This is a genomic window from Pseudomonas morbosilactucae (assembly GCF_023241665.1).
GTDB classification, from domain to species: domain Bacteria; phylum Pseudomonadota; class Gammaproteobacteria; order Pseudomonadales; family Pseudomonadaceae; genus Aquipseudomonas; species Aquipseudomonas morbosilactucae.
Genome location: NZ_JALQCX010000011.1, coordinates 279,228 through 301,900, shown reverse-complemented (window position 1 = coordinate 301,900; position 22,673 = coordinate 279,228). Strand labels below are relative to the sequence as shown.

The window sequence follows — 22,673 nt, the reverse complement described above, 5'->3', positions numbered from 1 at the left end:
CCTAGGGTGCCTTACTGGCTGATACGCGCCAGATCGTGTTGCCCACATCGTCCGCCACCAGCAATGCACCCTGTTTATCCATGGCCACGCCCACCGGACGCCCCATGGCTTTTTCGTCGGCATTGAGGAACCCCGTCAGCAGGTCAATAGGTGCGCCCTGGGGCTTACCGTTGGCGAAGGGCACGAAGATCACTTTGTAGCCGCTGTGGGGTTGGCGATTCCATGAACCGTGCTGGCCGATAAAGGCCCCTTGAGTAAAGGGCGCCGGCAGTTGGCTGCCTTCTGCAAACGCCAGCCCCAGCGACGCGGTATGGGGCCCAACCGCGTAATCCGGGGCAATGGCTTTGGCCACCTGCTGCGGGTTCTGTGGCGTGACTCGCACATCCACGTGTTGTCCGTAATAGCTGAAAGGCCAGCCGTAGAACGCCCCATCTTGCACCGAGGTGATGTAGTCCGGCACCAGGTCGCTGCCGATCTCATCGCGCTCGTTGACCGCTGTCCACAACTGCCCGCTGTCGGGCTCCCACGCCAGGCCGTTGGGATTGCGCAGGCCTGAGGCGAAGATCCGTTGCTGGCCGCTGGCGCGGTCCACTTCCCAGATGGCCGCGCGGCCCTGTTCCTGGTCCAAGCCGTTTTCGCCAACGTTGCTGTTGGAGCCCACCGTGACGTACAGCTTGCTCCCGTCTTTGCTGGCAATGACGTTTTTGGTCCAGTGGTGGTTCAACGTGCCGCCGGGCAAGTCGACGACCTTGGTCGGCGCGACGCTGATTTGGGTATCGCCCGTTCGGTAGGGAAAGCGCAGCAGTCGATCGGTGTCGGCCACATACAGGTCGTTGCCCACCAGGGTCATGCCAAATGGTGAGTTGAGCTGATCGATCAATACCGTACGGGTTTCCGCCACGCCGTCGTGATCCTGGTCGCGCAGCAGGGTGATGCGGTTGGCGCTGGGCACTGCGGCACCCGCGCGGCCCATGACCTTGCCCATGACCCAGCCGCGAATGCCCTTGCTGTCATCGGGTTTGGACGGCGCATTGGTTTCCGCCACCAGCACGTCACCGTTGGGCAGCACATAGAGCCAGCGCGGGTGGTCCAGGCCTTCGGCAAAGGCGGAGACCTGGGTGCCGGGCGCCGCGATCGGCTTGGCGCCCTGGGGCCAGCCGATCGCCGGGGCGATGTTCAATGTCGGGATCAGGGTTTTGTTCGGCTCGGGCAAGGTTGGCGTGGGGCCGGTACCGTCGCTGACCTGCAGGCGCGCTGTTTCGCCGCAGGCGGCCAGGCCTGTGGCGACAGCGATCAATAGAAAGGTGTTGGGCTTGAACATGCGGGTTTCCCTATGCGTACACGAGGGGGTGTCTAGTCATAGAGGAACAGCGCTTACCGATGGTTCAAACCGTTCAGCGGGCCTCTTTGAACAGTACGGCGATACCTGGGTGGTAGTTGCCGGCCTCGTTGCGCAGCTTGCGGTAGGCGTAAGGGAAGTACCAGGCAACGGCGCAACTGTGTTCCTTCTGCAGGTCGTCGACCATGTCCTGGAGTTCTTCCGGGGTGGCGCTGTGCTGGGCCTTTTGCGGGGCGACAAACAGGCAGCCAAGCCGCAGGTCGCTGGCGTAGCTGATGCTTTTTGCGGCGCTGGTGGCGTCCAGCAAGGCTTGGGTCAGGTTGAGGTTGTTGACCCGTGGCCAGCGCTGGGTGGCCTGGATGTAGACGCGCTCGTCCTGGCTGGCAATGTAGAGGTCGGCGCGGCTGTTGCGATCGCCGTCTTCCTGCTGTTTTTTGCTCTGGGTCTGTTCCAGGGTGACCATTTCCGCCATCCAGGCTGCGGCAGACAGCAGGCCCAGGTTGGCGTGTTCGTCGAACCAGTACGGTGTTTCGTTATCGCCGCGCACCGCGTTGTAGCGGTCAATGCAATCGAACCAGCGCTCCAGCAGGGGGCGCAGGAATTCCAGTCGTGGATTGCTGATGGTCATGCCTTGCATCGAACTCACCCTTATTGTTTGTGATTGGTCTGGGTTTTTTGCCGTTATGGCTATTTGATATCACTGCTTCCAGTGTGGCACAAGATTGGCGTCATTTTATTGATCTGTGGTGTTCTCCACGTGTCGCCGACGGCCGGCTTTAATTGACGCTCCACCCCCAACCCTCTAACCTTCGCGACTTGTTTCAGGTGCTCTGTGGCCCACGGTCGACAGAGTGAAACAGGGAAGCCGGTGAGTGCACGTTCCTCCAGTGGAACGGGCGACGATTCCGGCGCTGCCCCCGCAACGGTAAATGAGTCAAGACTGCGCCTGATGCCACTGTGTCGAGATCGATGCGGGAAGGCGCGCGGTCCGGCAGTGATGCCCCTCATGAGCCCGGAGACCGGCCTGATCCATCCAACGGCATCACGGTGGGCGATGCCAGGCTTGCGCCTTCTATACCCTTTTTTCCTGCCCCCCGTTATCCAGCCCCAACGGAGAGCTGCCCCATGACTGAATCCCCCGATCGTGACGAACGCCATGTGGCGCGGATGTTGCGCAAAAAAGCCGTGATCGACGAACGCATCGCCAACTCGCCCAACGAGTGCGGTTTGCTGCTGGTGTTGACCGGCAATGGCAAAGGCAAGAGCAGCTCGGCTTTCGGCATGCTCGCGCGTTCCATGGGCCACGGCATGCAATGCGGCGTGGTGCAGTTCATCAAAGGCCGCAACAGCACCGGCGAGGAGTTGTTCTTCCGGCGTTTTCCCGAGCAAGTGCGCTTCCATGTGATGGGCGAAGGCTTTACTTGGGAGACCCAGGATCGCCAGCGTGATATCGCTGCCGCCGAGGCCGCGTGGGCTGTGTCCCGCGAGTTGCTGCGCAACCCGGCCATCGGCCTGGTGGTGCTCGACGAATTGAACATCGCCCTCAAGCACGGTTACCTCGACCTGGATCAGGTGCTCAGCGACTTGCAGGCCCGTCCGCCCATGCAGCATGTAGTGGTAACCGGCCGTGGTGCCAAGCCGGAGATGATCGAACTGGCCGATACCGTCACCGAAATGGGCGTGGTCAAGCACGCCTTCCAGGCCGGCATCAAGGCGCAGAAAGGGGTTGAACTGTGAGCGTCCCAGCATGAGTGAAGTTCGTCATTGCCCGGCGGTGTTGATCGCCGCACCGGCCTCCGGCCAGGGCAAGACCACCGTGACCGCTGCCCTGGCGCGCTTGCACCGTAACCAAGGGCGCAAGGTGCGGGTGTTCAAGTGCGGCCCGGACTTTCTTGACCCGATGATCCTTGAGCGCGCCAGTGGCGCACCGGTTTATCAGCTGGACATGTGGATGGTCGGCGAGCAGGAGAGCCGGCGTCTGTTGTGGGACGCCGCGGGCGAGGCCGATCTGATCCTGATCGAAGGGGTCATGGGGCTGTTCGACGGTACGCCGTCCAGCGCCGATCTGGCCCGGCACTTTGGCGTGCCGGTGCTGGGGGTGATCGATGGCACGGCCATGGCCCAGACGTTCGGTGCCCTGGCGTTGGGGTTGGCCCGTTATCAGCCCGATTTGCCGTTTGCCGGAGTGCTGGCCAACCGGGTCGGCACCCTGCGTCACGCGCAGTTGCTCGAAGGCAGCTTGACCGAAGGGCTGCGTTGGTATGGCGCGTTGTCCCGGGAGATCGGGATCGAATTGCCGAGCCGGCATCTGGGCCTGGTGCAGGCCAGCGAGCTGAATGATCTGGACGTGCGTTTGGACGCCGCGGCGCAAGCCCTGGCCAGCAGTTGCGAAGTGGCCCTGCCGCCGGCCGTGGCCTTTGCCGCGCCCCAGGTGCAGCCAGCCGAGCCGTTGCTGGAGGGGGTGCGGATCGCCGTCGCCCGTGACGAGGCTTTCGCCTTTACCTACGGCGCCAGCCTGGACCTGCTGCGGGCGATGGGGGCTGAACTGGCGTTTTTCTCGCCGATCCACGACCACCACCTGCCCGAAGCCGACAGCCTGTACCTGCCGGGGGGTTACCCGGAGTTGCATCATCAAGCGCTAGCGGCCAATGCCTCGATGCTGACGGCCATCCGCGCCCACCACGAAGCGGGCAAACCCTTGCTCGCAGAGTGCGGCGGCATGTTGTACCTGCTGGACTCCTTGACTGATGTCGAGGGCCAGCGTGCCGAATTGCTGGGGTTGCTGCCGGGTGACGCGGTGATGCAAAAGCGTCTGGCGGCCCTGGCCCTGCAGGCGGTCGAGCTGCCGGAAGGCGCATTGCGCGGGCACACCTATCACCATTCGCTGACCACCACCGAGCAGGTGCCCATCGCCCGTGGCCTGAGCCCCAATGGCGGGCGCGGCGCGGAAGCGGTGTATCGCGACGGTCGGATGACGGCTTCCTACGTGCATTTCTACTTTCCCTCCAATCCGGCTGCGGTGGCGGCCTTGCTGGCGCCTGACGCCCTTGTCAGCCGAGGGCGTGGCGAGTGACTGAGCTGGCTTTTTCCGAGGCAGAGCGTGAGGCGGTGTATCGCGCCATCGCCGAGCGCCGCGACATGCGTCATTTCACCGGTGGTGGCGTCGAGCCGGAGTTGTTGCGGCGCCTGCTGGAAGCAGCGCATCAGGCGCCCAGCGTCGGCTTGATGCAACCCTGGCGTTTTATCCGCATCAGCGATCGCGGGTTGCGCGGCCAGGTCCAGCAACTGGTGGAGGAGGAGCGGGTGCGCACCGCCGAAGCCTTGGGCGAACGCTCAGACGAGTTTATGAAGCTCAAGGTCGAAGGCATCAATGACTGCGCCGAGGTGCTGGTTGCGGCGTTGATGGATGACCGTGAGCGGCATATCTTCGGCCGCCGTACCTTGCCGGAAATGGACCTGGCGTCGCTGTCATGCGCGATCCAGAACCTGTGGCTGGCGGCCCGCGCCGAGGGCCTGGGCATGGGCTGGGTATCGCTATTCGAACCGCAAGCCCTGGCGGACCTGTTGGGCCTGCCCCCGGGGGCCAAGCCGCTGGCGGTGTTGTGCCTGGGGCCAGTAAGCGAATTTTATCCGGCGCCCATGCTGGTGCTGGAAGGCTGGGCGCAACCGCGTCCGCTGAATGAACTGTTGTTTGAGAATTACTGGGGAGTGGGTCAATGAGTGTGGCGTTGCTGAGTGTCGCCGGGGTCGCGCTGGATGCGCTGCTGGGCGAACCCAAGCGCTGGCATCCGCTGGTGGCGTTCGGCGCGTTGGCCGATCGTATCGAGCAACGTTTCAACTCAGGTGGCCGCGGCTGGCGCAGCCATGGCGTGACCGCCTGGGTGTTGGCGGTATTGCCCCTGACCTTGCTGGCCACGGCGCTGTCCTGGCTGCCCTATATCGGCTGGCTGGTGGAAATCCTGGCGCTGTATTGCGCCCTTGGCCTGCGCAGCCTGGGTGAACACGTGCAGCCGGTGGCCCAGGCCTTGCGCGGTGGTGACCTGGAGACGGCGCGGCAGCGGGTCGGTTATCTGGTCAGCCGGGAAACGAGCGAACTGGACGCCACCGACGTGGCCCGTGCCGCCACCGAATCGGTGCTGGAAAATGGCAGCGATGCGGTGTTCGCGGCGCTGTTCTGGTTTGCCGTAGCCGGTGCGCCAGGGGTGGTGTTGTACCGGTTGAGCAATACCCTGGATGCGATGTGGGGCTATCGCAATGAACGCTTTGAGCGTTTCGGCTGGGCGGCGGCCAAGATCGATGACCTGCTCAACTACATTCCGGCGCGTTTGGTGGCCCTGACCTACGCGTTGCTGGGCAAGACTCGCCTGGCCTTGAGTTGCTGGCGACGCCAGGGGCCGACCTGGGACAGCCCCAACGCCGGTCCGGTTATGGCCGCCGGCGCCGGTGCCCTGGGGGTTGAGCTGGGCGGCGCGGCCACCTACCACGGTGAGCTGCATCAGCGGCCGACGCTGGGTGAGGGGGCCGTGGCGGACGCCGATGCCATCGAGCGTGGTTGGCAACTGGTGCAGCGCGGGGTCTGGTTGTGGTTGTTGATCCTCTGCGTGGGGGCGGAATTCTATGCTTGAGCATGGCGGCCGGTTGCGCCAGGCGGCGCAGCAATACGGTATTGCCGAGGAGGCCTGGCTGGACCTGTCCAGCGGCCTCGCGCCCTGGCCCTTTGCAGTGCCGGACATTCCCCTGCGCGCCTGGGCTCGCCTGCCGGAAACCGATGACGGCCTGGAGCAGGCCGCGTGCGCCTATTACGGCGTGAGCCAGGTGTTGCCGGTGGCGGGCTCCCAGGCGGCGATTCAACTGCTGCCGCGCCTGCGGCGGCCGGGCAAGGTTGGCGTGCTGTCGCCTTGTTATGCCGAGCATGCCGAAGCCTGGCGGCGCAGCGGTTACATCGTGCGCGAAGTGCTGGAACAGGAAGTGGACTTTTTCCTCGACAGCCTGGACGTGTTGGTGGTGGTCAACCCGAACAACCCCACGGGGCTGAGCCTGTCGCCGCAGCGCCTGCTGGACTGGCACGCACGCCTGGCCCAGCGCGGCGGCTGGCTGGTGGTGGACGAGGCCTTTATGGATAACACCCCGCACCTGAGCCTGGCGGCCCATACCCAGCAGGTGGGGCTGATTGTGTTGCGCTCCTTTGGCAAGTTCTTCGGTCTGGCCGGGGTGCGCCTGGGGTTTGTCCTCGCGGAACGCAAGCTGCTCCGGTTGCTGGCCGAACAGGTCGGGCCTTGGGCGGTCAGCGGGCCGACTCGGGTACTGGGCCAGGCCTGCCTGCGCGACACCGAAGGGCAGCGACGCCAACGCCTGCGCACTGAAGAGGCGAGCCTACGCCTGGCCCAGATGCTGGCGCAGAACGGCTTGAAACCCCATGGCGGCTGCGCCTTGTTTCAGTGGCTGATCCACGCCGACGCCGAGCGCTTGCACGAATTTTTGGCGCAGCGCGGCATCCTCTTGCGCCTGTTCGTGCACAACAGCAGCCTGCGCTTTGGCCTGCCGGCCGACGAAGCCGATTGGGCGCGTCTTGAACAGGGGCTGCAAGCCTATTCCAAGGAGCATCCATGAGCACATTGATGGTCCAGGGCACCACCTCGGATGCCGGTAAAAGCACATTGGTGACGGCCCTGTGTCGCTGGCTGGTACGCCAGGGCGTGGCGGTGGTGCCGTTCAAACCGCAGAACATGGCCCTCAACAGTGCGGTCACTGCCGATGGCGGCGAGATCGGCCGGGCCCAGGCGGTGCAGGCTCAGGCGTCTTTCCTTGAGCCCCACACCGACATGAATCCGGTGCTGCTCAAACCTAACAGCGATACCGGGGCCCAGGTGATCATTCACGGGCGTGCCGTCACCAGCATGAATGCGGTGGCCTATCACGACTACAAAGCCATCGCCATGCAGGCTGTGCTGGCCTCTCACCAGCGCCTGAGCGCGACCTATCCGGTGGTGATGGTCGAAGGCGCCGGCTCGCCGGCGGAGATCAACCTGCGGGCCGGCGATATTGCCAACATGGGCTTTGCCGAGGCGGTGGATTGCCCGGTGCTGCTGATCGCCGATATCAATCGCGGCGGTGTGTTCGCCCACTTGGTCGGCACCCTGGAGTTGCTTTCGCCCAGCGAGCAGGCGCGGGTCAAAGGTTTCATCATCAACCGCTTCCGTGGCGATATTGCTTTACTGCAACCGGGGCTGGATTGGCTGGAAGCCAGGACCGGCAAACCGGTGATCGGCGTACTGCCCTACGTGCTGGACCTGCACCTGGAAGCCGAGGACGGCATCGACCAGCGCCAGGCCGACAAGGTCGAGCAGGTATTGAAGGTGGTGGTGCCCGTGCTGCCGCGCATCAGCAATCACACCGACTTCGATCCGCTGCGCCTGCACCCTCAGGTGGATTTGCAATTCGTCGGCCCCGGCCAGGACATCCCTCCCGCAGACCTGATCATTCTCCCCGGCTCCAAGAGCGTGCGTGGCGATCTGGCCTACCTGCGCGCCAATGGCTGGGAGACGGCGATTGCCCGGCACCTGCGCTACGGCGGCAAAGTGCTGGGAATCTGCGGCGGCTTGCAGATGCTGGGCCAGCAGGTGCATGACCCGCTGGGCCTGGAAGGGGCGGCCGGTTCCAGTGCCGGTCTGGGCCTGCTGGACTTTGAAACGGTGCTCGAAGAAGAGAAGCAACTGCGCAACGTTCGCGGACGCCTGGGCCTGGAGAGCGCCGAGGTCAGCGGCTATGAAATTCATGCCGGGGTCACCCGTGGGCCGGCCCTGGAGCGAGCCGCCGTGCACCTGGACGACGGTCGTTGCGACGGTGCCCAGAGCGTCGACGGGCAGATCTTCGGCACCTACCTGCATGGGCTGTTCGAGTCCCCGGCGGCCAGCAGCGCACTGTTGCGTTGGGCCGGCCTGGCCGAGGTGCAAACGGTTGACTACCACGGCTTGCGTGAGCGCGATATCGAGCGCCTGGCGGACCTGGTGGAGCAGCACCTGGATACCCGCTATTTGCGCGAACTCTGTGGGCTCCCGGCTTAGTAGAGCGGCGCTTCTTTTTCATTTCATAGGTGTCCCAGCATGCTGCAACTGATCCTCGGCGGTGCCCGTTCCGGCAAAAGTCGCCTGGCTGAACAACTGGCCCAGGGCACGGGCTTGGCGGTGACCTACATCGCCACCAGCCAGCCGCTGGATGGCGAGATGAGTGAGCGTGTTCGCCAGCATCGCCAGCGTCGTCCGGCGGACTGGGCCCTGATCGAAGAACCCCTGGCCCTGGCGCGGGTGCTGCAAGAAGCGGCTCGGCCCGATCAGTGCCTGCTGGTGGACTGCCTGACCCTATGGCTGACCAACCTGCTGATGCTCGAAGACCCGCAGCGACTGGCCGCCGAGCGTGACGCGTTGCTGCACGGCCTGGCTGAACTGCCGGGTGAAATTATTGTTGTCAGCAACGAGACCGGAATGGGTGTCGTGCCGCTGGGCGAATTGACTCGCCGCTATGTCGATGAAGCCGGTTGGTTGCATCAAGCCCTGGCCGAGCGTTGTCAGCGAGTGGTGCTGACGGTGGCCGGCCTGCCCCTGACTTTGAAAGGAACTGCGTTATGAATCACTCCTGGTGGCTGGAACCGTGCAAGGCCGTGGATATCCAGGTCCTTGAGCAAGCCGAAGCCCGTCAGCAGCAACTGACCAAGCCGGCCGGTTCCCTCGGGCAGCTGGAGCACCTGGCGGTGCAACTGGCCGGCTTGCAGGGGCGGCTGAAGCCGAGCCTGGAGCAGCTGTGGATCGCCATCTTTGCCGGCGATCACGGGGTGGTGGCGGAAGGGGTGTCGGCCTATCCGCAAGCGGTCACCGGGCAGATGCTGTTGAACTTTGTCAGCGGCGGCGCGGCCATCAGCGTTCTGGCGCGGCAGTTGGGTGCGCAGTTGGAGGTGGTCGACCTGGGGACGGTGACCCCTGACTTGAATCTGCCAGGGGTTCGGCACCTGAACCTGGGGGCCGGCACGGCCAATTTCACCCAAGGGCCGGCCATGACTCAGGCTCAGGGCGAACTGGCCCTGCAGGCTGGGCGTGATAGTGCGCGTCGGGCCCAGGCCGTCGGTGCCCAGTTGTTTATCGGCGGAGAGATGGGCATCGGCAACACCACGGCGGCCAGCGCCATTGCCTGCGCGTTGCTGGACATTCCGGTGGCGCAACTGGCGGGGCCGGGTACTGGCCTGAATGCCGCCGGGGTCAACCACAAGGCCCAGGTGATCGAGCGTGCGTTAGCGGTGCACGCGGCTCAGCGGGGTGACGTCCTGCAGACCTTGTTCAACCTCGGCGGCTTTGAAGTCGCGGCGTTGGTAGGGGCGTATCTGGCCTGTGCCCAGGAGGGCATCGCGGTGCTGGTGGATGGCTTTATCTGCAGCGTCGCGGCGTTGGTCGCCGTGCGCTTGAATCCGGCTTGCCGCCCTTGGCTGCTGTTCGGGCACCGTGGCGCAGAGCCGGGCCACCGGCATGTGCTGCAGACCCTTGAGGCTCAGCCGTTGCTGGATCTGGGGTTGCGCCTGGGCGAGGGCAGCGGCGCGGCGTTGGCGGTGCCGTTGCTGCGTCTGGCCTGCGACCTGCACGGGCAGATGGCGACCTTCGCCGAGGCGGCTGTGGCCGATCGTCCGGCATGACCTTGATTCTCGACCTGTTGCGCCATGGTGAGACCGAACTGGGTGGCGGCTTGCGTGGCAGCCTGGACGATGCGCTGACCGCCAAGGGCTGGGCGCAGATGCGCGACACCGTCGAGGGCCAGGGTCCCTGGGATCGCTTGGTGAGTTCGCCGCTGCAACGCTGTGCGCGTTTCGCCGATGAATTGGGGGGGCGTCTCGGTTTGCCAGTGACCCTGGAACCGGGCCTGCAGGAACTGCATTTCGGCGTCTGGGAGGGGCAAAGTGCGGCGTCCTTGATGGACACCGATGCAGAGGCGCTGGGCCGGTTCTGGGCCGATCCCTATGGCTTCACGCCGCCTCAAGGTGAGCCGGTGCTGGCTTTCTCCGAGCGGGTGCTGGCGGCGGTCGAGCGCTTGCGGCTGGCCTACGCGGGCGAGCGGGTCTTGCTGGTCAGCCATGGCGGGGTGATGCGCCTGTTGCTGGCCCGGGCCCGGGGCTTGCCTCGGGAGCAATTGCTGAATGTCGAGGTCGCTCACGGCGCGCTGTTCTCGTTGCGCGTTGGTGCCGATGGGTTGGTGAGCGAGGACGTCTGAGCATGTTGCCTTTCTGGATTGCCCTGCAGTTTCTCAGCAGCCTGCCCATTCGCTTGCCGGGCATGCCGAGCCTCAGGAACTGGGGCGCTCCTTGCTGTTCTATCCGTTGGTGGGGCTGCTGTTTGGCGCGCTGTTGTGGGCCTTGAACGCCTTGCTGGCTGGAGCTCCGGTGTTGCTGCATGCGGCGCTGTTGCTCGCTGCCTGGGTCTGGCTCAGCGGCGGGTTGCATCTGGATGGGTTGGCGGACAGCGCTGACGCCTGGCTGGGCGGTTTCGGTGATCGTGAGCGTACCTTGAGCATCATGAAGGACCCGCGCAGCGGCCCGATTGCCGTGATTACGTTGGTGCTGGTGCTGCTGCTCAAGTTCACGGCGCTGGTGGCCCTGATCGAGGGGCAACACGCTGAGGCCTTGTTGTTGGCGCCGCTGCTCGGTCGCAGTGCCTTGCTCGGGTTGTTTTTGACTACGCCGTACGTGCGCTCTGGTGGCTTGGGGCAGGCTTTGGCGGATCACTTGCCGCGCCGTGCTGGTCGCCAGGTGCTGTTGCTCAGTGGTCTGGCCTGTGTGCTGATTGCCGGTTACCCGGGGCTGTTTGCCCTGGCCCTGGCCCTGGCGTTGTTCGGCTGGCTGCGCTGGCTGATGATGCAACGCCTGGCGGGCACCACGGGGGACACCGCAGGAGCCTTGCTGGAATTGCTTGAGGTGGCGGTATTGGTGGGGCTGGCGCTGCTGTAATTACGCGGTGCTCGTGACCCTGAAAAATCTTGCTTTCCGTTAATCGCGGGTATATACACGCACCATGCTTCCTTCCCAATGTTTGTGCATCAACCTGCGTCGCGCCGCCCGGGGTGTCAGCAGGCACTACGACGGCGCCCTCGACGGCTTCGGGATCAACGTCGCTCAATATTCCTTGCTGTGCAATCTGCAGCGATTGCAGGAGCCGAGCATCTCCAGCCTGGCGGAAGCCATGGGCCTGGACCGCAGCACCCTCGGGCGCAACTTGCGGGTGTTGGAGGGCGAAGGTTTGCTGACCCTGGCCGAGGGAGAGGACCAGCGTAATCGTATTGTCCGCCTCACGGCTGCGGGCGAGGAGCGGCTACAGGCCGCCTTGCCGGCTTGGGAGGCGGCCCAGGAGCGCCTGGTTGAGCGCCTGGGTGTGGAAAAACGCGAGGCCCTGTTGGCCTTGCTTAACGAACTGGCTTGACGCCCCTGCGTTTGCCTATAAGCGGGTATATACCCGCAAGCGGAGAATAAGAATGACATCGATGTGGCGTACCAGTGGCTGGGTTCTGCTCGGCAGTGCGTTGATCCTGGCCCTGTCCCTGGGGGTTAGGCACGGGTTTGGTTTGTTCCTGCCACCGATGAGCGCTCAGTTTGGCTGGGGGCGTGAAGTCTTTGCCTTCGCCATCGCCCTGCAAAACCTGATTTGGGGCCTGGCCCAACCCTTTACCGGCGCCCTGGCCGACCGCTTCGGGGCGGCCAAAGTGGTGTTGGTGGGCGGTGTGCTCTATGCCGTCGGCCTGTTGTTCATGGGCTTGGCCGACTCGCCGTTGTCCCTGTCCCTGAGTGCGGGCCTGTTGATTGGCATCGGCCTGTCCGGGACCTCGTTCTCGGTGATTCTCGGGGTGGTGGGGCGCGCGGTGCCGGCCGAGAAACGCAGCATGGGCATGGGTATTGCCAGCGCCGCGGGGTCTTTTGGCCAGTTCGCGATGTTGCCAGGCACCCTGGGTTTGATCGGCTGGCTCGGTTGGTCGAGCGCGTTGTTGGTCCTGGGCCTGTTGGTGGCGTTGATCGTGCCGCTGGTGAGCATGCTCAAGGACAAGCCATTGCCGGTCCTTGGGCATGAGCAGAGCCTCTCTCAGGCGCTGCGTGAGGCTTGTTCCCATTCGGGGTTCTGGCTGCTGGCCTTCGGCTTTTTTGTCTGTGGCTTCCAGGTGGTGTTTATTGGCGTGCACCTGCCGGCCTATCTGGTGGATCAGCATTTGCCGGCCACAGTGGGCACCACGGTGCTGGCGCTGATCGGTTTGTTCAATATCTTCGGCACCTACACCGCCGGCTGGCTGGGCGGGCGCATGTCCAAGCCGCGCCTGCTGACCGGCCTGTACTTGCTGCGCGCCGTGGTGATCGGCTTGTTCCTCTGGTTGCCAGTGACTCAGACCAGCGCTTACCTGTTCGGCATGGCCATGGGATTTCTCTGGCTGTCCACCGTGCCCCTGACCAATGGCACGGTGGCCACCCTGTTCGGTGTACGTAACCTGTCCATGCTCGGTGGCATTGTCTTTCTGTTCCATCAACTGGGTTCGTTTCTGGGTGGCTGGCTCGGTGGCGTGGTGTATGACCGCACCGGGAGTTACGACCTGATATGGCAGGTGGCGATTCTTCTGAGTCTGCTGGCGGCAGCCCTCAACTGGCCGGTGCGCGAGCGTCCGGTGGCGCGCCTGCAAGTGAGCGCGGCGTGAGGCGCAGCTTGTTCTGCGGCATCGCCCTGGCAGCGGTCATGGCGCTGCTGTGGCTGGCCTGGTGGGGCTGGCAGCGCGGTGGGTTGGCGCTGATGCAGTTGGGCATGGGCGCTTGCTAGACCGGCGAGGGGGCGAGTAACGTCATCCTTTGACGATCCTTCAAGGACACTGGACATGGTGATGCGCTGGTTTGTTGTTCCGACTGTGCTGGTTGCGTTTGCGACTTCGACCTGGGCGGCGGAATGCCCCTCGGTGCTGCAAGGCTCTGTGCAAAAGCTGCGGTCAAAAGAGTCCATTGACTTGTGCCAGCAGTTTGCGGGTAAGCCGCTGGTGGTGGTCAATACCGCGAGCTTTTGCGGCTTTGCCCCTCAATTCAAAGGCCTTGAGGCGCTGTACCAGCGTTACAAGGGCCAGGGGCTGGAGGTGTTGGGCGTGCCCTCCAATGACTTCAAGCAAGAGTCCAAGGATGGCGAGGAGACAGCCAAGGTCTGCTACGTCAATTACGGTGTGACCTTCACCATGACCGAGCCGCAAAAGGTCAAGGGTGATGACGCGGTTCACCTGTTCAAGGTCTTGGCCCAGCAGAGCAGCGCACCGAAGTGGAATTTTTACAAATACGTGGTGGATCGTCAGGGCAAGGTGATTGCCAGTTTCTCAAGCCTGACCAAGCCCGATGACCCCGCATTGATTGAAGCCGTGGAAAAAGCCCTGGCTTCACAACCCTAAGCTCGCCAGCACAGGCCTTTTGTAGGCGTCGGCTTGCCGGCGACGCCTTCCTCAATGACGCCCTCAGCCGACAACCAACAAAAAAAGCCCCGCATCCAAGGATGCGGGGCTTTTTCATTTGGCTGGCGAGCAGCGCTCACCCTCCACGTTAGAAGCGGTAGGTGGCCCCTACGCCAAAACCATTGGCGCTGTTTTTGTACTCGGAGCTGTAGTTTTGGTTGAGCTCGTTGCTGCCGCCAACCTTGACCTTTTCTTCCTTGAGGTAGGAATAGGCCACGTCGATGGTCAGGTCATCGGTTGGGCTCCAGCCGGCGCCCAGGCTGAAGATCGTGCGGTCACCGGTAGGAATGCGCGGCGAACGATCGGTGTTGTTGGTCGGCGCCTGGTCGAAGGTCAGGCCGGTACGCAGTACCCACTGCTTGTTCAACTGGTAGGAAGTACCAATGGCGTACGCCCAGGTGTCGTGCCAGTTCTGTTCTTCGGTGATGCTGTCCAGCCCAAGAATGGGGGCGAGGCCGCCGCCGGTGGTGGCGCTGACACCTTCGTTGTTGACGGTGATTTCTTTCAGTCGGCTCCAGCGGGTCCAGGTGGTACCGGCATAGAGTTTCCAGGCATCGTTCAGGTCCTGGGTGACCGAGAGGTCATAGGATTCCGGGGTTTCGATTTTCAGCGAAGCGTCGTAGCGGTTGCTTCTCAGGAGCAATGGGTTGGTGCCCGCGCCTGCGGTGACCTCGGTGTGGCCTTCCAGCTTGTAGTTGACCTTGGAGTGGTAGGTCAGGCCGACGCGAGTGGTGTCGGTGGCTTGCACCAGAACGCCGACGTTGAAGCCGTAACCGATGTCGTCACCCTTGATCTTCACGTTACCGTCGTTGGGCGAGGCAGGTGTGGTCAAGGCCGATTCCAGGGTCCCGGAAAGACGGTTGATGGTCGGGCCAAAACCTACCGAGACCTTGTCGTTGAAGGCGTAACTGACGGTCGGTTGGAAGGTCACGACTTTAACTTCGCTCTTGCTGCCGAAGTTACGGCCCTGGAAGTTGCTTTCGTAGTTGGTCACCAGGCCGAACGGTGCGTAAACACCTAGGCCGAAAGCCCAATGGTCGTCGATTGGCTTGACGTAGTAACCCATGGGTACGGCGGTGAACGGCACCATGTCGCCTTTGTTGGTCCCCGATTGGCTGCCGCTGGCATCATTGATGTCGGTGGAGGCGTCGATTGCCGCCAGGCCGCCAGTCACTTGTTGGCGTTTCAGGCGCGACATACCGGCCGGGTTGCCAAACACGGTGCTTGCATCATCGGCAGAGGAAGAGCGACCTGCGAAACCAGTACCCATCCCGCTGATGCTTTGTTCGTTGAGGGCAAAGCGCTCGCGAAGAGTTGGCTGGAGGCCAGGGCAACGGCGAGACTGATGGTGGATTTGAGCATTACTTTTTTCATTATTAGAACTCCTGGTGATCACCGGGGCGAAAATTACCAACATTTTGATCTCAGCGCTATAGGCGGAAACAGTTGATTTAGAGCGGTTTTGTAGGACAATCCGACCAAATTGGCGATTTTTCACCGATTTTAAAAAGGTCGATCAGCAGGCGAGTTGGCTTGGCGGCGAGACACAGGTTTGCCAGGCACAGGTGAAGTCCCTGAGACGTCCTTGTGGTTGAAAGGTCTTCCTCCAGATGCGGGCCATACCGATCAAATCGTCGGCGGCCGGGAGCGGAGTGTGCTGTTCTTCGATCAATAGCCAGGCGATGGCGGTGGCGTAACGCAGGTTGACAGTAAGTTCCAGGTGGGGCCCGTTGAGGAACGCATGCTGGCTGGCCAGCCCGCGTACCAGGCTGGCGCGCTCGGGGTCCAGGGCCAGGTAATGATCCCAGAGGGCTTGGTGGCGCAGTTCGGCGATGCGATACAGGCCATGGCCACGTCGATCATGCAGGGCGGAGCCCAGTGCGGATTGGCTGGCGGCGATGCCCAGCAATAAGCTTTCAGCGGTTTTGCTGTGGCTGCCCAGGTAAATCAGCGTCGGGCGGATGACATAGCGGCACAGTTCGCTGGCGGCGATACCCATAAAGCCCTCGAAGCGTGAAAGTGACCGGCGAGGTCTGGGGGGGGGCTTGGCAGCTGTGAGTCGGGTCAGGCTCGCCGGAAGCGGTGTGTGCCGCCTGAGTTGAAGTGTAGTGTCATATCTTTGATGTAAAGGTCTGTTTTTAAAATATTTCCGTCTTCTTGTTATAAGGCTTATAGCCGTTGGTGTTGTTCATTTGCCTTTGCATGCGCGAAATTCGGGCAAGAAAAAGCCCCGCTGTTCAGGCGAGGCTTTGAGGGGGTTCAGCGTTCTGGCGTGTTAGGCAACCAGTGCCTGACGCGTACGCTCGATGACCGCTTGCAGCGGTTCGGCGCTGGAATACTGGTCGGGGTACAGGCGTTCGCTGTGACGGGCGATACCGTGTTCGTTGACCAGGGTGAAGCTGAAGCAGCCTTTGCGAGCGGCCATGATCAGGCAGTTCATTGGAGCAAAAGCGTTGGTGAGGGTGCGAATGGCATCCTGAGTGTGGATTTGAGTCGACATAGTTATTAGGTGTTCCTACAAATGACACGGTTAAGAACCGTGCAACGTTAAAACGTTCCAGTAACGTCGACCACCATTGGTCTGACGAAGAACCCGACTGGAACAAAGCAGCCAGTGGCAAGCGCGTTAATAAGTGTGCGCTAAGGCTGGCAGGTAGGTACTTAGGAGGGCAGGCAGCACGACGGGGGCAAAGGTTCTGGGCCCCAGGTGAAGATCCTGATCAATTTGCAGGTTGGTTAGGTCAGAGTAAAAAAGACTTGGCGACGGCTCTTGAGAATTGCTCAAGGTGGCGTCTGCGTAAGTTTTACCTGGAAACCATCGAGGTGGTCGATCCCTTGTTGTCGATGCCGTTCCGCGTTGTCGGGAAGGGTATCGGGGGACTTTTTCGACCAGAATTGACTTTTCAGCTTGGTACAAACGGGGCGGATGATAACGGATCGAATCCTGGATGGGAAGGCCTGATGCAAAAGTATTTTTTTGAGCAGCCGATCAGGAATTTTCTCGTGCAGATGTGCGAAAGCCAGGCTGGCCTTAGGGTGTCGATCCGCATGGAGGTTGTCACCGTTGTTCTCCACAAATTGGGCAAAAAAATGCGCCCCTATAACGGCTGGAATGCCACTTGTGCACATTAGTTGCGCTGCCAGTGACCGGGTCGCCCTCGCGTATCCGGTTCCCTCCATTGCCTGCGCTGAAAATTTAAGTCAATGAAAAACATCGGTTTTTTTTACTGGTGAAAAAATCGTCAGTTTGACTGGGGGCCCCGTATCTTGGGGCTTTGAGGGCGTTGTGGAGGGGTTGTCCACTGAGTTATCCACAGCTTCTGTGGATTGTCCCGAGCGCTTGCTCTAGCACGGGCGTACCGGCTTTTTCTGACTTTACCCCAGCGAAAAAAGGAGTAGAGTGGCGCGCCTTCCGATCTGCCCCACAGTGCTTTATGAAGTTTCGCTCAGTATCACCATCTGTTACCGCAACGCCGTCCAGTGTTACCGAACCCAAGCGTTTTTCCATGCGTGTGGCTATGTGGCTGCTCGACAGCCCGCGCCTGGGTGAAAACCCCAATATCAAGCATTTTGCCGGTCGCCTGCTCAAGCAGCCGGCGCGGGAAGGGGTGGTCGCGGCGCAAAGCCGTTTGGGCCAGTTGATGTGTCGCGAATGCGGCAATGCCCGGGACCGCCGGATTGGTCATGACTTGTTGCGCCAGGCTGCCCGAGCGGGTGATCGACGTGCCCAACGCGAGCTGGGCCAGCTCGAAGACTGAGCTGTCCAAGGCGGGACGGCTTGGTTAACCTTCACACCTCATTTCACGGGCGGGAGTCGCTATGGCTATGGACTTGACCAGCATCTTGCTCGGTCTGGCTGGGGCAGCGCTGCCCTTGTTGATGCTGGCCTGGCAACTGCAACGCCGAGTGAGTTCTCGCCAAACCGAGTTGTCGCTGCTGGAAGAGCGTCTGGCCACGGCGCTTCTGGCTCAGGAAGGGCTGGCAGCGCAGTTGGATGCCTGCCGTGACGAAGTCAGTGACCTGAGCCAGGCCAACACCTTGAAGCAAGCCGACCTGGCCGCGATCCGCCGTGAAGTCGAACTGCTGCAGATCGACCGCGACAATGCCCGCGATGCCGCTCATGCCTGGAACCTCGAACGTGCCAGCAAAGAGGCTGAGCTGCGGCGCCTGGATGCCCAGGCGCGGCGCTCAGTGCCGAATTGCGCGAGCAGCAGGACAGCCACCAGCAACGTTTGACTGACCTGCAAGGCTCACGGGACGAGCTGCGTGCCCAGTTCGCTGAATTGGCTGGCAAGATTTTCGATGAGCGCGAGCAGCGTTTCGCCGAAACCAGCCAGCAGCGCCTGGGACAATTGCTGGACCCGCTCAAGGAACGCATCCAGTCCTTTGAAAAACGAGTCGAGGAAAGCTACCAGTCCGAGGCCCGGGAGCGTTTTTCCCTGGCCAAGGAACTGGAGCGCCTGCAGCAGTTGAACCTGCGGCTGAGCGACGAGGCGACCAACCTCACCCGCGCCCTGAAAGGGCAGAAGACTCAAGGCAACTGGGGCGAGTTGATCCTGGAGCGGGTGCTGGAGCACGCCGGTCTGGAGAAGGGCCGTGAGTACCAGACCCAGGTCAGCCTCAAAGGCCCGGATGGCGAGCGCTTCCAGCCGGACGTGCTGATCATGTTGCCCGGTGACAAGCAGGTGGTGGTGGACTCCAAAGTCAGCCTGACGGCCTATCAGCAATACGTCAGTGCCGATGATCCGGCGGTTTCCCAGGCGGCCCTGAAACAGCACGTGCTGTCGTTGCGCAATCACGTGAAGGGCTTGTCGGGCAAGGACTACAAGCGTCTGGAAGGCTTGCACAGCCTGGATTTCGTGCTGCTGTTCGTGCCCATCGAGGCGGCGTTTTCGGCGGCGCTGCAGGCCGAGCCGAATCTGTTTCAGGAAGCGTTCGATCGGCACATCGTGATTGTCAGCCCAACGACCTTGTTGGCGACTTTGCGAGTGATCGACAGCCTGTGGAAGCAGGAGCGGCAAAGTCAGAACGCGCGGGAGATCGCCGAGCGTGCCGGCTGGCTGTACGACAAGTTCGTGCTGTTTATCCAGGACCTGGATGAGGTCGGCAATCGACTGCAGCAACTGGATAAGGCATACAGCTCCGCACGAAATAAACTGACCGAAGGCCGCGGCAATCTCGTCAGTCGCAGTGAACAGCTCAAGTTGCTGGGCGCCCGTGCGAGCAAAAGCTTGCCCGCCGACCTGCTGGAACGGGCCATGACCGATGCCGATGGGCGCGAGCTCGAACTGCCGGAGTAAGCCGGCAGCGTAAACCCTCAGAGCGGCAGATGACGGCTCAACAGCGCCCGCAAGGCCGCCGGCTTCACCGGTTTGGCCAGGTAGTCGAGGCCCGCCGCGTGCACTTGAGCCACGGTTTCCGGATGCCCATCGGCGCTGATGACCACGCCGGGAACCGGCTCCCCGAGTTGGGTGCGTAGCCAGGCCATGATCTGGGTGCCGGTCTCGCCGTCGTCCAAGTGGTAATCCACCAGGGCCAGTTGCGGGCGAACGCCTTGGCTGAGGATCGCGGCACACTCTTCGCGATTGCGCGCGGTCCACACTTGGCAGCCCCAGCGGGTGAGCAAACTGTTCATGCCGATCAGGATGCTGTCTTCGTTATCCACACACAGCACCTGGCCGCCGTTGAGCGTCTGTCCCTTGGGCTGGACTGCTTTGCCCGGTGCTGCGTCGGGATTGAGCGCCAGAGGCACGCAGACACTGAACACACTGCCCTGGCCAGGCCATGAGCGCACTTGCAGCCCGTGGCCGAGTACACGGCACAGGCCGTCAGCGATCGCCAGGCCGAGCCCCAGGCCTTTTTCGGCACGGGTCTGGTGGCTGTCGAGGCGCTTGAACTCTTCAAAGATCACCTGCTGTTTATCCAGGGGTATCCCCGGTCCACGGTCCCAGACTTCCAGGCACAACTCTTCGCCACGACGACGAACCCCCAGCAGCACGGGGCCCTTGGCGTAGCGGAAGGCGTTGGTGAGGAAGTTCTGCAGGATCCGCCGCAGCAGCTTGATGTCGCTGTCGATCCGTAGGCGGCTGCCCCGCAGGCGGAATTTCAGGCCTTGCTCCTGGGCCTGGGCCTTGAACTCGGCGCCCAGGGTGTCGAACAGGTCGTTGAGTACAAAGGGTTTGCGCTCCGGGGTGATCTTGCCGTTCTCCAGGCGCGAGATGTCCAGCAGGTCGCTGATCAAGTCCTCGGCCGAGCGCAGGGAACTGTCCAGGTGGTGCACCAGTTGCTGGGCTTCCGCCGACAGGCCGTCATCCTGATGGGAGAGGGCGGCGGAAAACAGCCGGGCGGCGTTCAAGGGTTGCATCAGGTCATGGCTGACCGCCGCGAGGAAGCGGGTCTTGGACTGGTTCGCCGCCTCGGCAGTGCCCTTGGCGTCGGTCAGGGCGGCATTGAGTTGGGACAGTTCATGGGTGCGTTCGGCCACCCGTTGTTCCAGGCCTTCATTGGCTTCGGTAAGGGCTTGTTCGGCCTCTCGGAACGGGGTGATGTCGGTGAAACTCATGACAAAACCGCCGCCAGGCATGGGATTGCCGATCAGTTCGATAACGCGGCCATTGGGAAACAGACGCTCGGAGGTGTGGGCCCGCCCTTGGCGCATCCAGTGCAGGCGCCGGGCCACGTGGACCTCGGCTTCGCCTGGGCCGCAGAGGCCGCGCTCGGCGTTGTAGCGAATGATGTCGGCGATGGGCCGACCGACGCTGATCAGGCCTTCGGGGTAATTGAAGAGCTCCAGGTAGCGGCGGTTCCAGGCCACCAGTTTCAGCGACTGATCGACCACGCTGATGCCTTGGGTAATGTTTTCAATCGCCCCTTGCAGCAGGGCACGATTGAATTGCAGGACTTCCGAGGCTTCGTCGGCGATGCGCACCACATCTTCGAGCTGCATCTCCCGGCCTTCGATGGCGGCCTTGACCACGGCGCGGGTCGAGGAGGCGCCGAGCACGCCGGCCAGCAGCCGTTCGGTGTGGGCGATCCACTCGCCGTCGGCGTTCTGGTTCGGGTTGAAGCCCTTGCCTTGGCGGTAGGCGAAGCGGATGAAACTCTGGCGCGCCCGTTCTTCGCCGACGAAGCGCGCAGCGAGCTGCAGCAGATCGTCGATCTGCACCGCCAGCATCGAGCGGGAGTTGGGGCGGCCGCTGATTTCCTGACCGATGAATCGACCGGCCTGCCAGTGCTCAGAGACTCGGGTTCGCGAGAGCACCGAGACCCAGGCGAACAGGGTGAAGTTACCCGCTAGGGACAACACCACGCCCTGGGTCAGTGGGGTAATGGGCAGGTTTAGGGGGTTGCCGTGGAGCCAGGCCAGGCCCGGGAAGCTGTCCAGGGACCAACCCAGGCTGTGGGCGGCAATCGGCAGGACCAGGGTGTAGAACCAGAGAAAAGTACCGGTCGCCAGGCCGGCGAAGACGCCGCGGCGGTTGGCCTGCTTCCAGTACAGCGCACCGAGCATGGCCGGTGCCAGTTGGGTCACGGCGGCAAAGGCGATCTGGCCGATGGTGGCCAGGCTGGCGGTGGAACCCAGCAGGCGATAGCTGACGTAGGCCAGCAACAGAATCACCACGATGCTGACCCGACGCACCGAGAGCATCCAGTGGCGGAAGACTTCGAACGGGCGCTCGGCGTTTTTGCGCCGCAGCAGCCAAGGCAGCAGCATGTCGTTGGACACCATGGTCGACAGCGCCACGCTGGCCACGATCACCATGCCGGTAGCGGCCGAGGCGCCGCCGATAAATGCCAGCAAGGCCAGGGCTGGATGCGCCTGGGCCAGGGGCAGGCTGATGACGAACGAGTCCGGCAGCACACTGCTGGGCAGGAGCATTTGCCCGGCCAGGGCAATCGGCACCACAAACAGCGCGGCCAGGGCCAGGTAAGCGGGGAACACCCACTTGGCCAGGCGCAGGTCCTGGGGTTCGATGTTTTCGACCACGGTGACGTGAAATTGCCGGGGCAGGCAGATGATCGCCATCATCGCCACCCCGGTTTGCACCACCATGGAGGGCCAGTTGATGGTTTCCTTCCAGTATTGCTCCAGGCGCGGGGCGAGCATGGCCTGGCTGAAGAGGTCGTCGAAGCCGTCGTACAGGCCGTAGGTGACAAAGGCGCCGACGGCGAGAAAGGCGAACAGCTTGACCAGGGATTCAAAGGCAATGGCCAGCACCATGCCGCGGTGGTGTTCGGTAGCGTCGAGGTTGCGGGTGCCGAAGACAATGGTGAACAGCGCCAGGATCAGCGAGACGATCAGTGCCGTGTCCTGGGCGCGGGTGCCCATGGCGTCGGCGCCTGCCCCGATCAGCAGGTTGACCCCGAGCACGATGCCCTTGAGTTGCAGGGCAATGTACGGCAGCACCCCCACCAGGCAGATCAGCGCCACCACCACTGCCAGGGATTGGGATTTGCCATAGCGGGCGGCAATGAAGTCGGCGATGGAGGTGATGTTCTCCTGTTTGCTGATCATCACCATCTTCTGCAGGACCCACGGCGCGAACACCAGCAGCAGGATCGGGCCCAGGTAGATGGGGAGGAAGGCCCAGAGCTGTTCGGCGGCCTGGCCGACTGCGCCAAAGAAGGTCCAGCTGGTGCAATAGACGGCCAGGGATAGGCTGTAGACCCAAGCGCGTACCCGAGGCGGCAAGGGCGCACTGCGACGGTCACCGTAGAAGGCGATGGCGAACATGATGGCCATATAGGCCAGGGCAACGGCGGCGATCAGCCCGCTGGACAACGACATGGTAGCTCCGAACAGAAGACGTCCGGGCGCGGCAGCCCGGTGCGACAGTCTGGC

The 22,673-nt window shown here is 62.8% G+C and carries 20 protein-coding genes, 3 pseudogenes and 1 riboswitch; of the genes and pseudogenes, 17 read left to right on the top strand and 6 right to left on the bottom strand.

Annotated elements, in window-relative coordinates:
* Nucleotide 1: 1 nt before the first annotated feature.
* A complete protein-coding gene (locus tag M1B35_RS07990; protein WP_268261646.1) occupies nucleotides 2–1,321 on the bottom strand; it encodes a PQQ-dependent sugar dehydrogenase in 1,320 nt (439 codons plus the stop codon).
* 73 nt (nucleotides 1,322–1,394) lie between these two features.
* Nucleotides 1,395–1,976: a hypothetical protein gene (locus M1B35_RS07985; RefSeq protein ID WP_123328389.1), complete on the bottom strand. Its 582-nt coding sequence runs from the start codon at nucleotides 1,974–1,976 to the stop codon at nucleotides 1,395–1,397.
* A 169-nt stretch (nucleotides 1,977–2,145) separates the two neighbouring features.
* A riboswitch (cobalamin riboswitch) is annotated at nucleotides 2,146–2,381 on the top strand.
* Nucleotides 2,382–2,464: 83 nt separating this feature from the next.
* Between M1B35_RS07985 and cobO the strand changes: the two genes are divergently transcribed.
* The 14 genes and pseudogenes from cobO (at nucleotide 2,465) to M1B35_RS07915 (ending at nucleotide 13,771) form a co-directional block, all read left to right on the top strand.
* Nucleotides 2,465–3,076 carry a cob(I)yrinic acid a,c-diamide adenosyltransferase gene (gene cobO, locus M1B35_RS07980; protein ID WP_268261645.1) on the top strand — a complete coding sequence of 204 codons (612 nt, stop codon included), beginning with the start codon at nucleotides 2,465–2,467 and terminating at the stop codon, nucleotides 3,074–3,076.
* A 10-nt stretch (nucleotides 3,077–3,086) separates the two neighbouring features.
* Nucleotides 3,087–4,412: a cobyrinic acid a,c-diamide synthase CobB gene (locus tag M1B35_RS07975; RefSeq protein ID WP_268261644.1), complete on the top strand. Its 1,326-nt coding sequence runs from the start codon at nucleotides 3,087–3,089 to the stop codon at nucleotides 4,410–4,412.
* Nucleotides 4,409–5,059 carry a 5,6-dimethylbenzimidazole synthase gene (gene bluB / locus M1B35_RS07970; RefSeq protein ID WP_123328386.1) on the top strand — a complete coding sequence of 217 codons (651 nt, stop codon included), beginning with the start codon at nucleotides 4,409–4,411 and terminating at the stop codon, nucleotides 5,057–5,059. The genes M1B35_RS07975 and bluB overlap by 4 nt, the downstream gene beginning before the upstream one ends.
* Nucleotides 5,056–5,964 (top strand): adenosylcobinamide-phosphate synthase CbiB, encoded by a 909-nt coding sequence (gene cbiB / locus M1B35_RS07965; RefSeq protein WP_123328385.1) that lies wholly within the window; start codon nucleotides 5,056–5,058, stop codon nucleotides 5,962–5,964. The genes bluB and cbiB overlap by 4 nt, the downstream gene beginning before the upstream one ends.
* On the top strand, nucleotides 5,957–6,949 hold the full coding sequence (cobD, locus tag M1B35_RS07960; RefSeq protein WP_268261643.1) for a threonine-phosphate decarboxylase CobD: 993 nt from the start codon (nucleotides 5,957–5,959) through the stop codon (nucleotides 6,947–6,949). Before cbiB ends, cobD begins: the two co-directional genes overlap by 8 nt.
* The gene (locus tag M1B35_RS07955) at nucleotides 6,946–8,403 is read left to right on the top strand and encodes a cobyric acid synthase (RefSeq protein WP_123328383.1); all 1,458 of its coding nucleotides are present in this window, start codon (nucleotides 6,946–6,948) and stop codon (nucleotides 8,401–8,403) included. Before cobD ends, M1B35_RS07955 begins: the two co-directional genes overlap by 4 nt.
* A 39-nt stretch (nucleotides 8,404–8,442) precedes the next feature.
* Nucleotides 8,443–8,964, top strand: a complete 522-nt coding sequence (gene cobU, locus M1B35_RS07950; RefSeq protein ID WP_123328382.1) for a bifunctional adenosylcobinamide kinase/adenosylcobinamide-phosphate guanylyltransferase — start codon at nucleotides 8,443–8,445, stop codon at nucleotides 8,962–8,964.
* A complete protein-coding gene (cobT, locus tag M1B35_RS07945) occupies nucleotides 8,961–10,016 on the top strand; it encodes a nicotinate-nucleotide--dimethylbenzimidazole phosphoribosyltransferase (RefSeq protein ID WP_268261642.1) in 1,056 nt (351 codons plus the stop codon). The genes cobU and cobT overlap by 4 nt, the downstream gene beginning before the upstream one ends.
* Nucleotides 10,013–10,588, top strand: a complete 576-nt coding sequence (gene cobC / locus M1B35_RS07940) for an alpha-ribazole phosphatase family protein (protein ID WP_268261641.1) — start codon at nucleotides 10,013–10,015, stop codon at nucleotides 10,586–10,588. The genes cobT and cobC overlap by 4 nt, the downstream gene beginning before the upstream one ends.
* Before the next feature lie 2 nt (nucleotides 10,589–10,590).
* Nucleotides 10,591–11,321, top strand: a pseudogene (locus tag M1B35_RS07935) (adenosylcobinamide-GDP ribazoletransferase).
* A gap of 64 nt (nucleotides 11,322–11,385) precedes the next feature.
* Complete coding sequence (locus M1B35_RS07930; RefSeq protein ID WP_123328378.1) at nucleotides 11,386–11,790, top strand: MarR family winged helix-turn-helix transcriptional regulator; 405 nt, start codon at nucleotides 11,386–11,388, stop codon at nucleotides 11,788–11,790.
* Nucleotides 11,791–11,842: 52 nt separating this feature from the next.
* Complete coding sequence (locus M1B35_RS07925) at nucleotides 11,843–13,045, top strand: MFS transporter (RefSeq protein ID WP_425273398.1); 1,203 nt, start codon at nucleotides 11,843–11,845, stop codon at nucleotides 13,043–13,045.
* On the top strand, nucleotides 13,042–13,164 hold the full coding sequence (locus tag M1B35_RS07920) for a hypothetical protein (protein WP_259740341.1): 123 nt from the start codon (nucleotides 13,042–13,044) through the stop codon (nucleotides 13,162–13,164). The genes M1B35_RS07925 and M1B35_RS07920 overlap by 4 nt, the downstream gene beginning before the upstream one ends.
* Nucleotides 13,165–13,219: 55 nt before the next feature.
* Nucleotides 13,220–13,771 carry a glutathione peroxidase gene (locus M1B35_RS07915; RefSeq protein ID WP_123328376.1) on the top strand — a complete coding sequence of 184 codons (552 nt, stop codon included), beginning with the start codon at nucleotides 13,220–13,222 and terminating at the stop codon, nucleotides 13,769–13,771.
* 148 nt (nucleotides 13,772–13,919) lie between these two features.
* On the opposite strand, the pseudogene M1B35_RS07910 reads toward M1B35_RS07915, so the two are convergent.
* The 3 genes and pseudogenes from M1B35_RS07910 to M1B35_RS07900 all read right to left on the bottom strand — a co-directional run bounded on the left by M1B35_RS07910 (nucleotide 13,920) and on the right by M1B35_RS07900 (nucleotide 16,331).
* Nucleotides 13,920–15,205: pseudogene (locus M1B35_RS07910) on the bottom strand (OmpP1/FadL family transporter).
* A 142-nt stretch (nucleotides 15,206–15,347) separates the two neighbouring features.
* Nucleotides 15,348–15,830 carry a hypothetical protein gene (locus M1B35_RS07905; RefSeq protein WP_123328374.1) on the bottom strand — a complete coding sequence of 161 codons (483 nt, stop codon included), beginning with the start codon at nucleotides 15,828–15,830 and terminating at the stop codon, nucleotides 15,348–15,350.
* 276 nt (nucleotides 15,831–16,106) lie between these two features.
* Nucleotides 16,107–16,331 carry a hypothetical protein gene (locus M1B35_RS07900; RefSeq protein WP_007898912.1) on the bottom strand — a complete coding sequence of 75 codons (225 nt, stop codon included), beginning with the start codon at nucleotides 16,329–16,331 and terminating at the stop codon, nucleotides 16,107–16,109.
* A gap of 323 nt (nucleotides 16,332–16,654) precedes the next feature.
* Here M1B35_RS07900 and M1B35_RS07895 point away from each other — a divergent pair, with 323 nt between their 5' ends.
* From M1B35_RS07895 to M1B35_RS07885, 3 genes and pseudogenes are all read left to right on the top strand, one after another.
* Nucleotides 16,655–16,963 carry a hypothetical protein gene (locus M1B35_RS07895; protein WP_123328373.1) on the top strand — a complete coding sequence of 103 codons (309 nt, stop codon included), beginning with the start codon at nucleotides 16,655–16,657 and terminating at the stop codon, nucleotides 16,961–16,963.
* Nucleotides 16,964–17,265: 302 nt separating this feature from the next.
* Nucleotides 17,266–17,589 (top strand): SEL1-like repeat protein, encoded by a 324-nt coding sequence (locus tag M1B35_RS07890; protein ID WP_123328372.1) that lies wholly within the window; start codon nucleotides 17,266–17,268, stop codon nucleotides 17,587–17,589.
* Between the two features lie 175 nt (nucleotides 17,590–17,764).
* Nucleotides 17,765–19,131, top strand: a pseudogene (locus M1B35_RS07885) (DNA recombination protein RmuC).
* 17 nt (nucleotides 19,132–19,148) lie between these two features.
* Here M1B35_RS07885 and M1B35_RS07880 read toward each other — a convergent pair.
* Nucleotides 19,149–22,619 carry a hybrid sensor histidine kinase/response regulator gene (locus M1B35_RS07880; protein WP_123328370.1) on the bottom strand — a complete coding sequence of 1,157 codons (3,471 nt, stop codon included), beginning with the start codon at nucleotides 22,617–22,619 and terminating at the stop codon, nucleotides 19,149–19,151.
* Nucleotides 22,620–22,673 lie beyond the last annotated feature (54 nt).

Coding starts and splice junctions, on each gene's coding strand:
- cobO (WP_268261645.1), top strand. CDS start 2,465: ATGACTGAATCCCCCGATCGTGACGAACGCCATGTGGCGCGGATGTTG.
- M1B35_RS07890 (WP_123328372.1), top strand. CDS start 17,266: ATGAAGTTTCGCTCAGTATCACCATCTGTTACCGCAACGCCGTCCAGT.
- M1B35_RS07880 (WP_123328370.1), bottom strand. CDS start 22,619: ATGTCGTTGTCCAGCGGGCTGATCGCCGCCGTTGCCCTGGCCTATATG.
- M1B35_RS07955 (WP_123328383.1), top strand. CDS start 6,946: ATGAGCACATTGATGGTCCAGGGCACCACCTCGGATGCCGGTAAAAGC.
- cobT (WP_268261642.1), top strand. CDS start 8,961: ATGAATCACTCCTGGTGGCTGGAACCGTGCAAGGCCGTGGATATCCAG.
- M1B35_RS07985 (WP_123328389.1), bottom strand. CDS start 1,976: ATGCAAGGCATGACCATCAGCAATCCACGACTGGAATTCCTGCGCCCC.
- cobD (WP_268261643.1), top strand. CDS start 5,957: ATGCTTGAGCATGGCGGCCGGTTGCGCCAGGCGGCGCAGCAATACGGT.
- cbiB (WP_123328385.1), top strand. CDS start 5,056: ATGAGTGTGGCGTTGCTGAGTGTCGCCGGGGTCGCGCTGGATGCGCTG.
- M1B35_RS07915 (WP_123328376.1), top strand. CDS start 13,220: ATGGTGATGCGCTGGTTTGTTGTTCCGACTGTGCTGGTTGCGTTTGCG.
- M1B35_RS07900 (WP_007898912.1), bottom strand. CDS start 16,331: ATGTCGACTCAAATCCACACTCAGGATGCCATTCGCACCCTCACCAAC.
- cobU (WP_123328382.1), top strand. CDS start 8,443: ATGCTGCAACTGATCCTCGGCGGTGCCCGTTCCGGCAAAAGTCGCCTG.
- M1B35_RS07905 (WP_123328374.1), bottom strand. CDS start 15,830: ATGGGTATCGCCGCCAGCGAACTGTGCCGCTATGTCATCCGCCCGACG.
- M1B35_RS07925 (WP_425273398.1), top strand. CDS start 11,843: ATGACATCGATGTGGCGTACCAGTGGCTGGGTTCTGCTCGGCAGTGCG.
- M1B35_RS07990 (WP_268261646.1), bottom strand. CDS start 1,321: ATGTTCAAGCCCAACACCTTTCTATTGATCGCTGTCGCCACAGGCCTG.
- M1B35_RS07930 (WP_123328378.1), top strand. CDS start 11,386: ATGCTTCCTTCCCAATGTTTGTGCATCAACCTGCGTCGCGCCGCCCGG.
- cobC (WP_268261641.1), top strand. CDS start 10,013: ATGACCTTGATTCTCGACCTGTTGCGCCATGGTGAGACCGAACTGGGT.
- M1B35_RS07975 (WP_268261644.1), top strand. CDS start 3,087: ATGAGTGAAGTTCGTCATTGCCCGGCGGTGTTGATCGCCGCACCGGCC.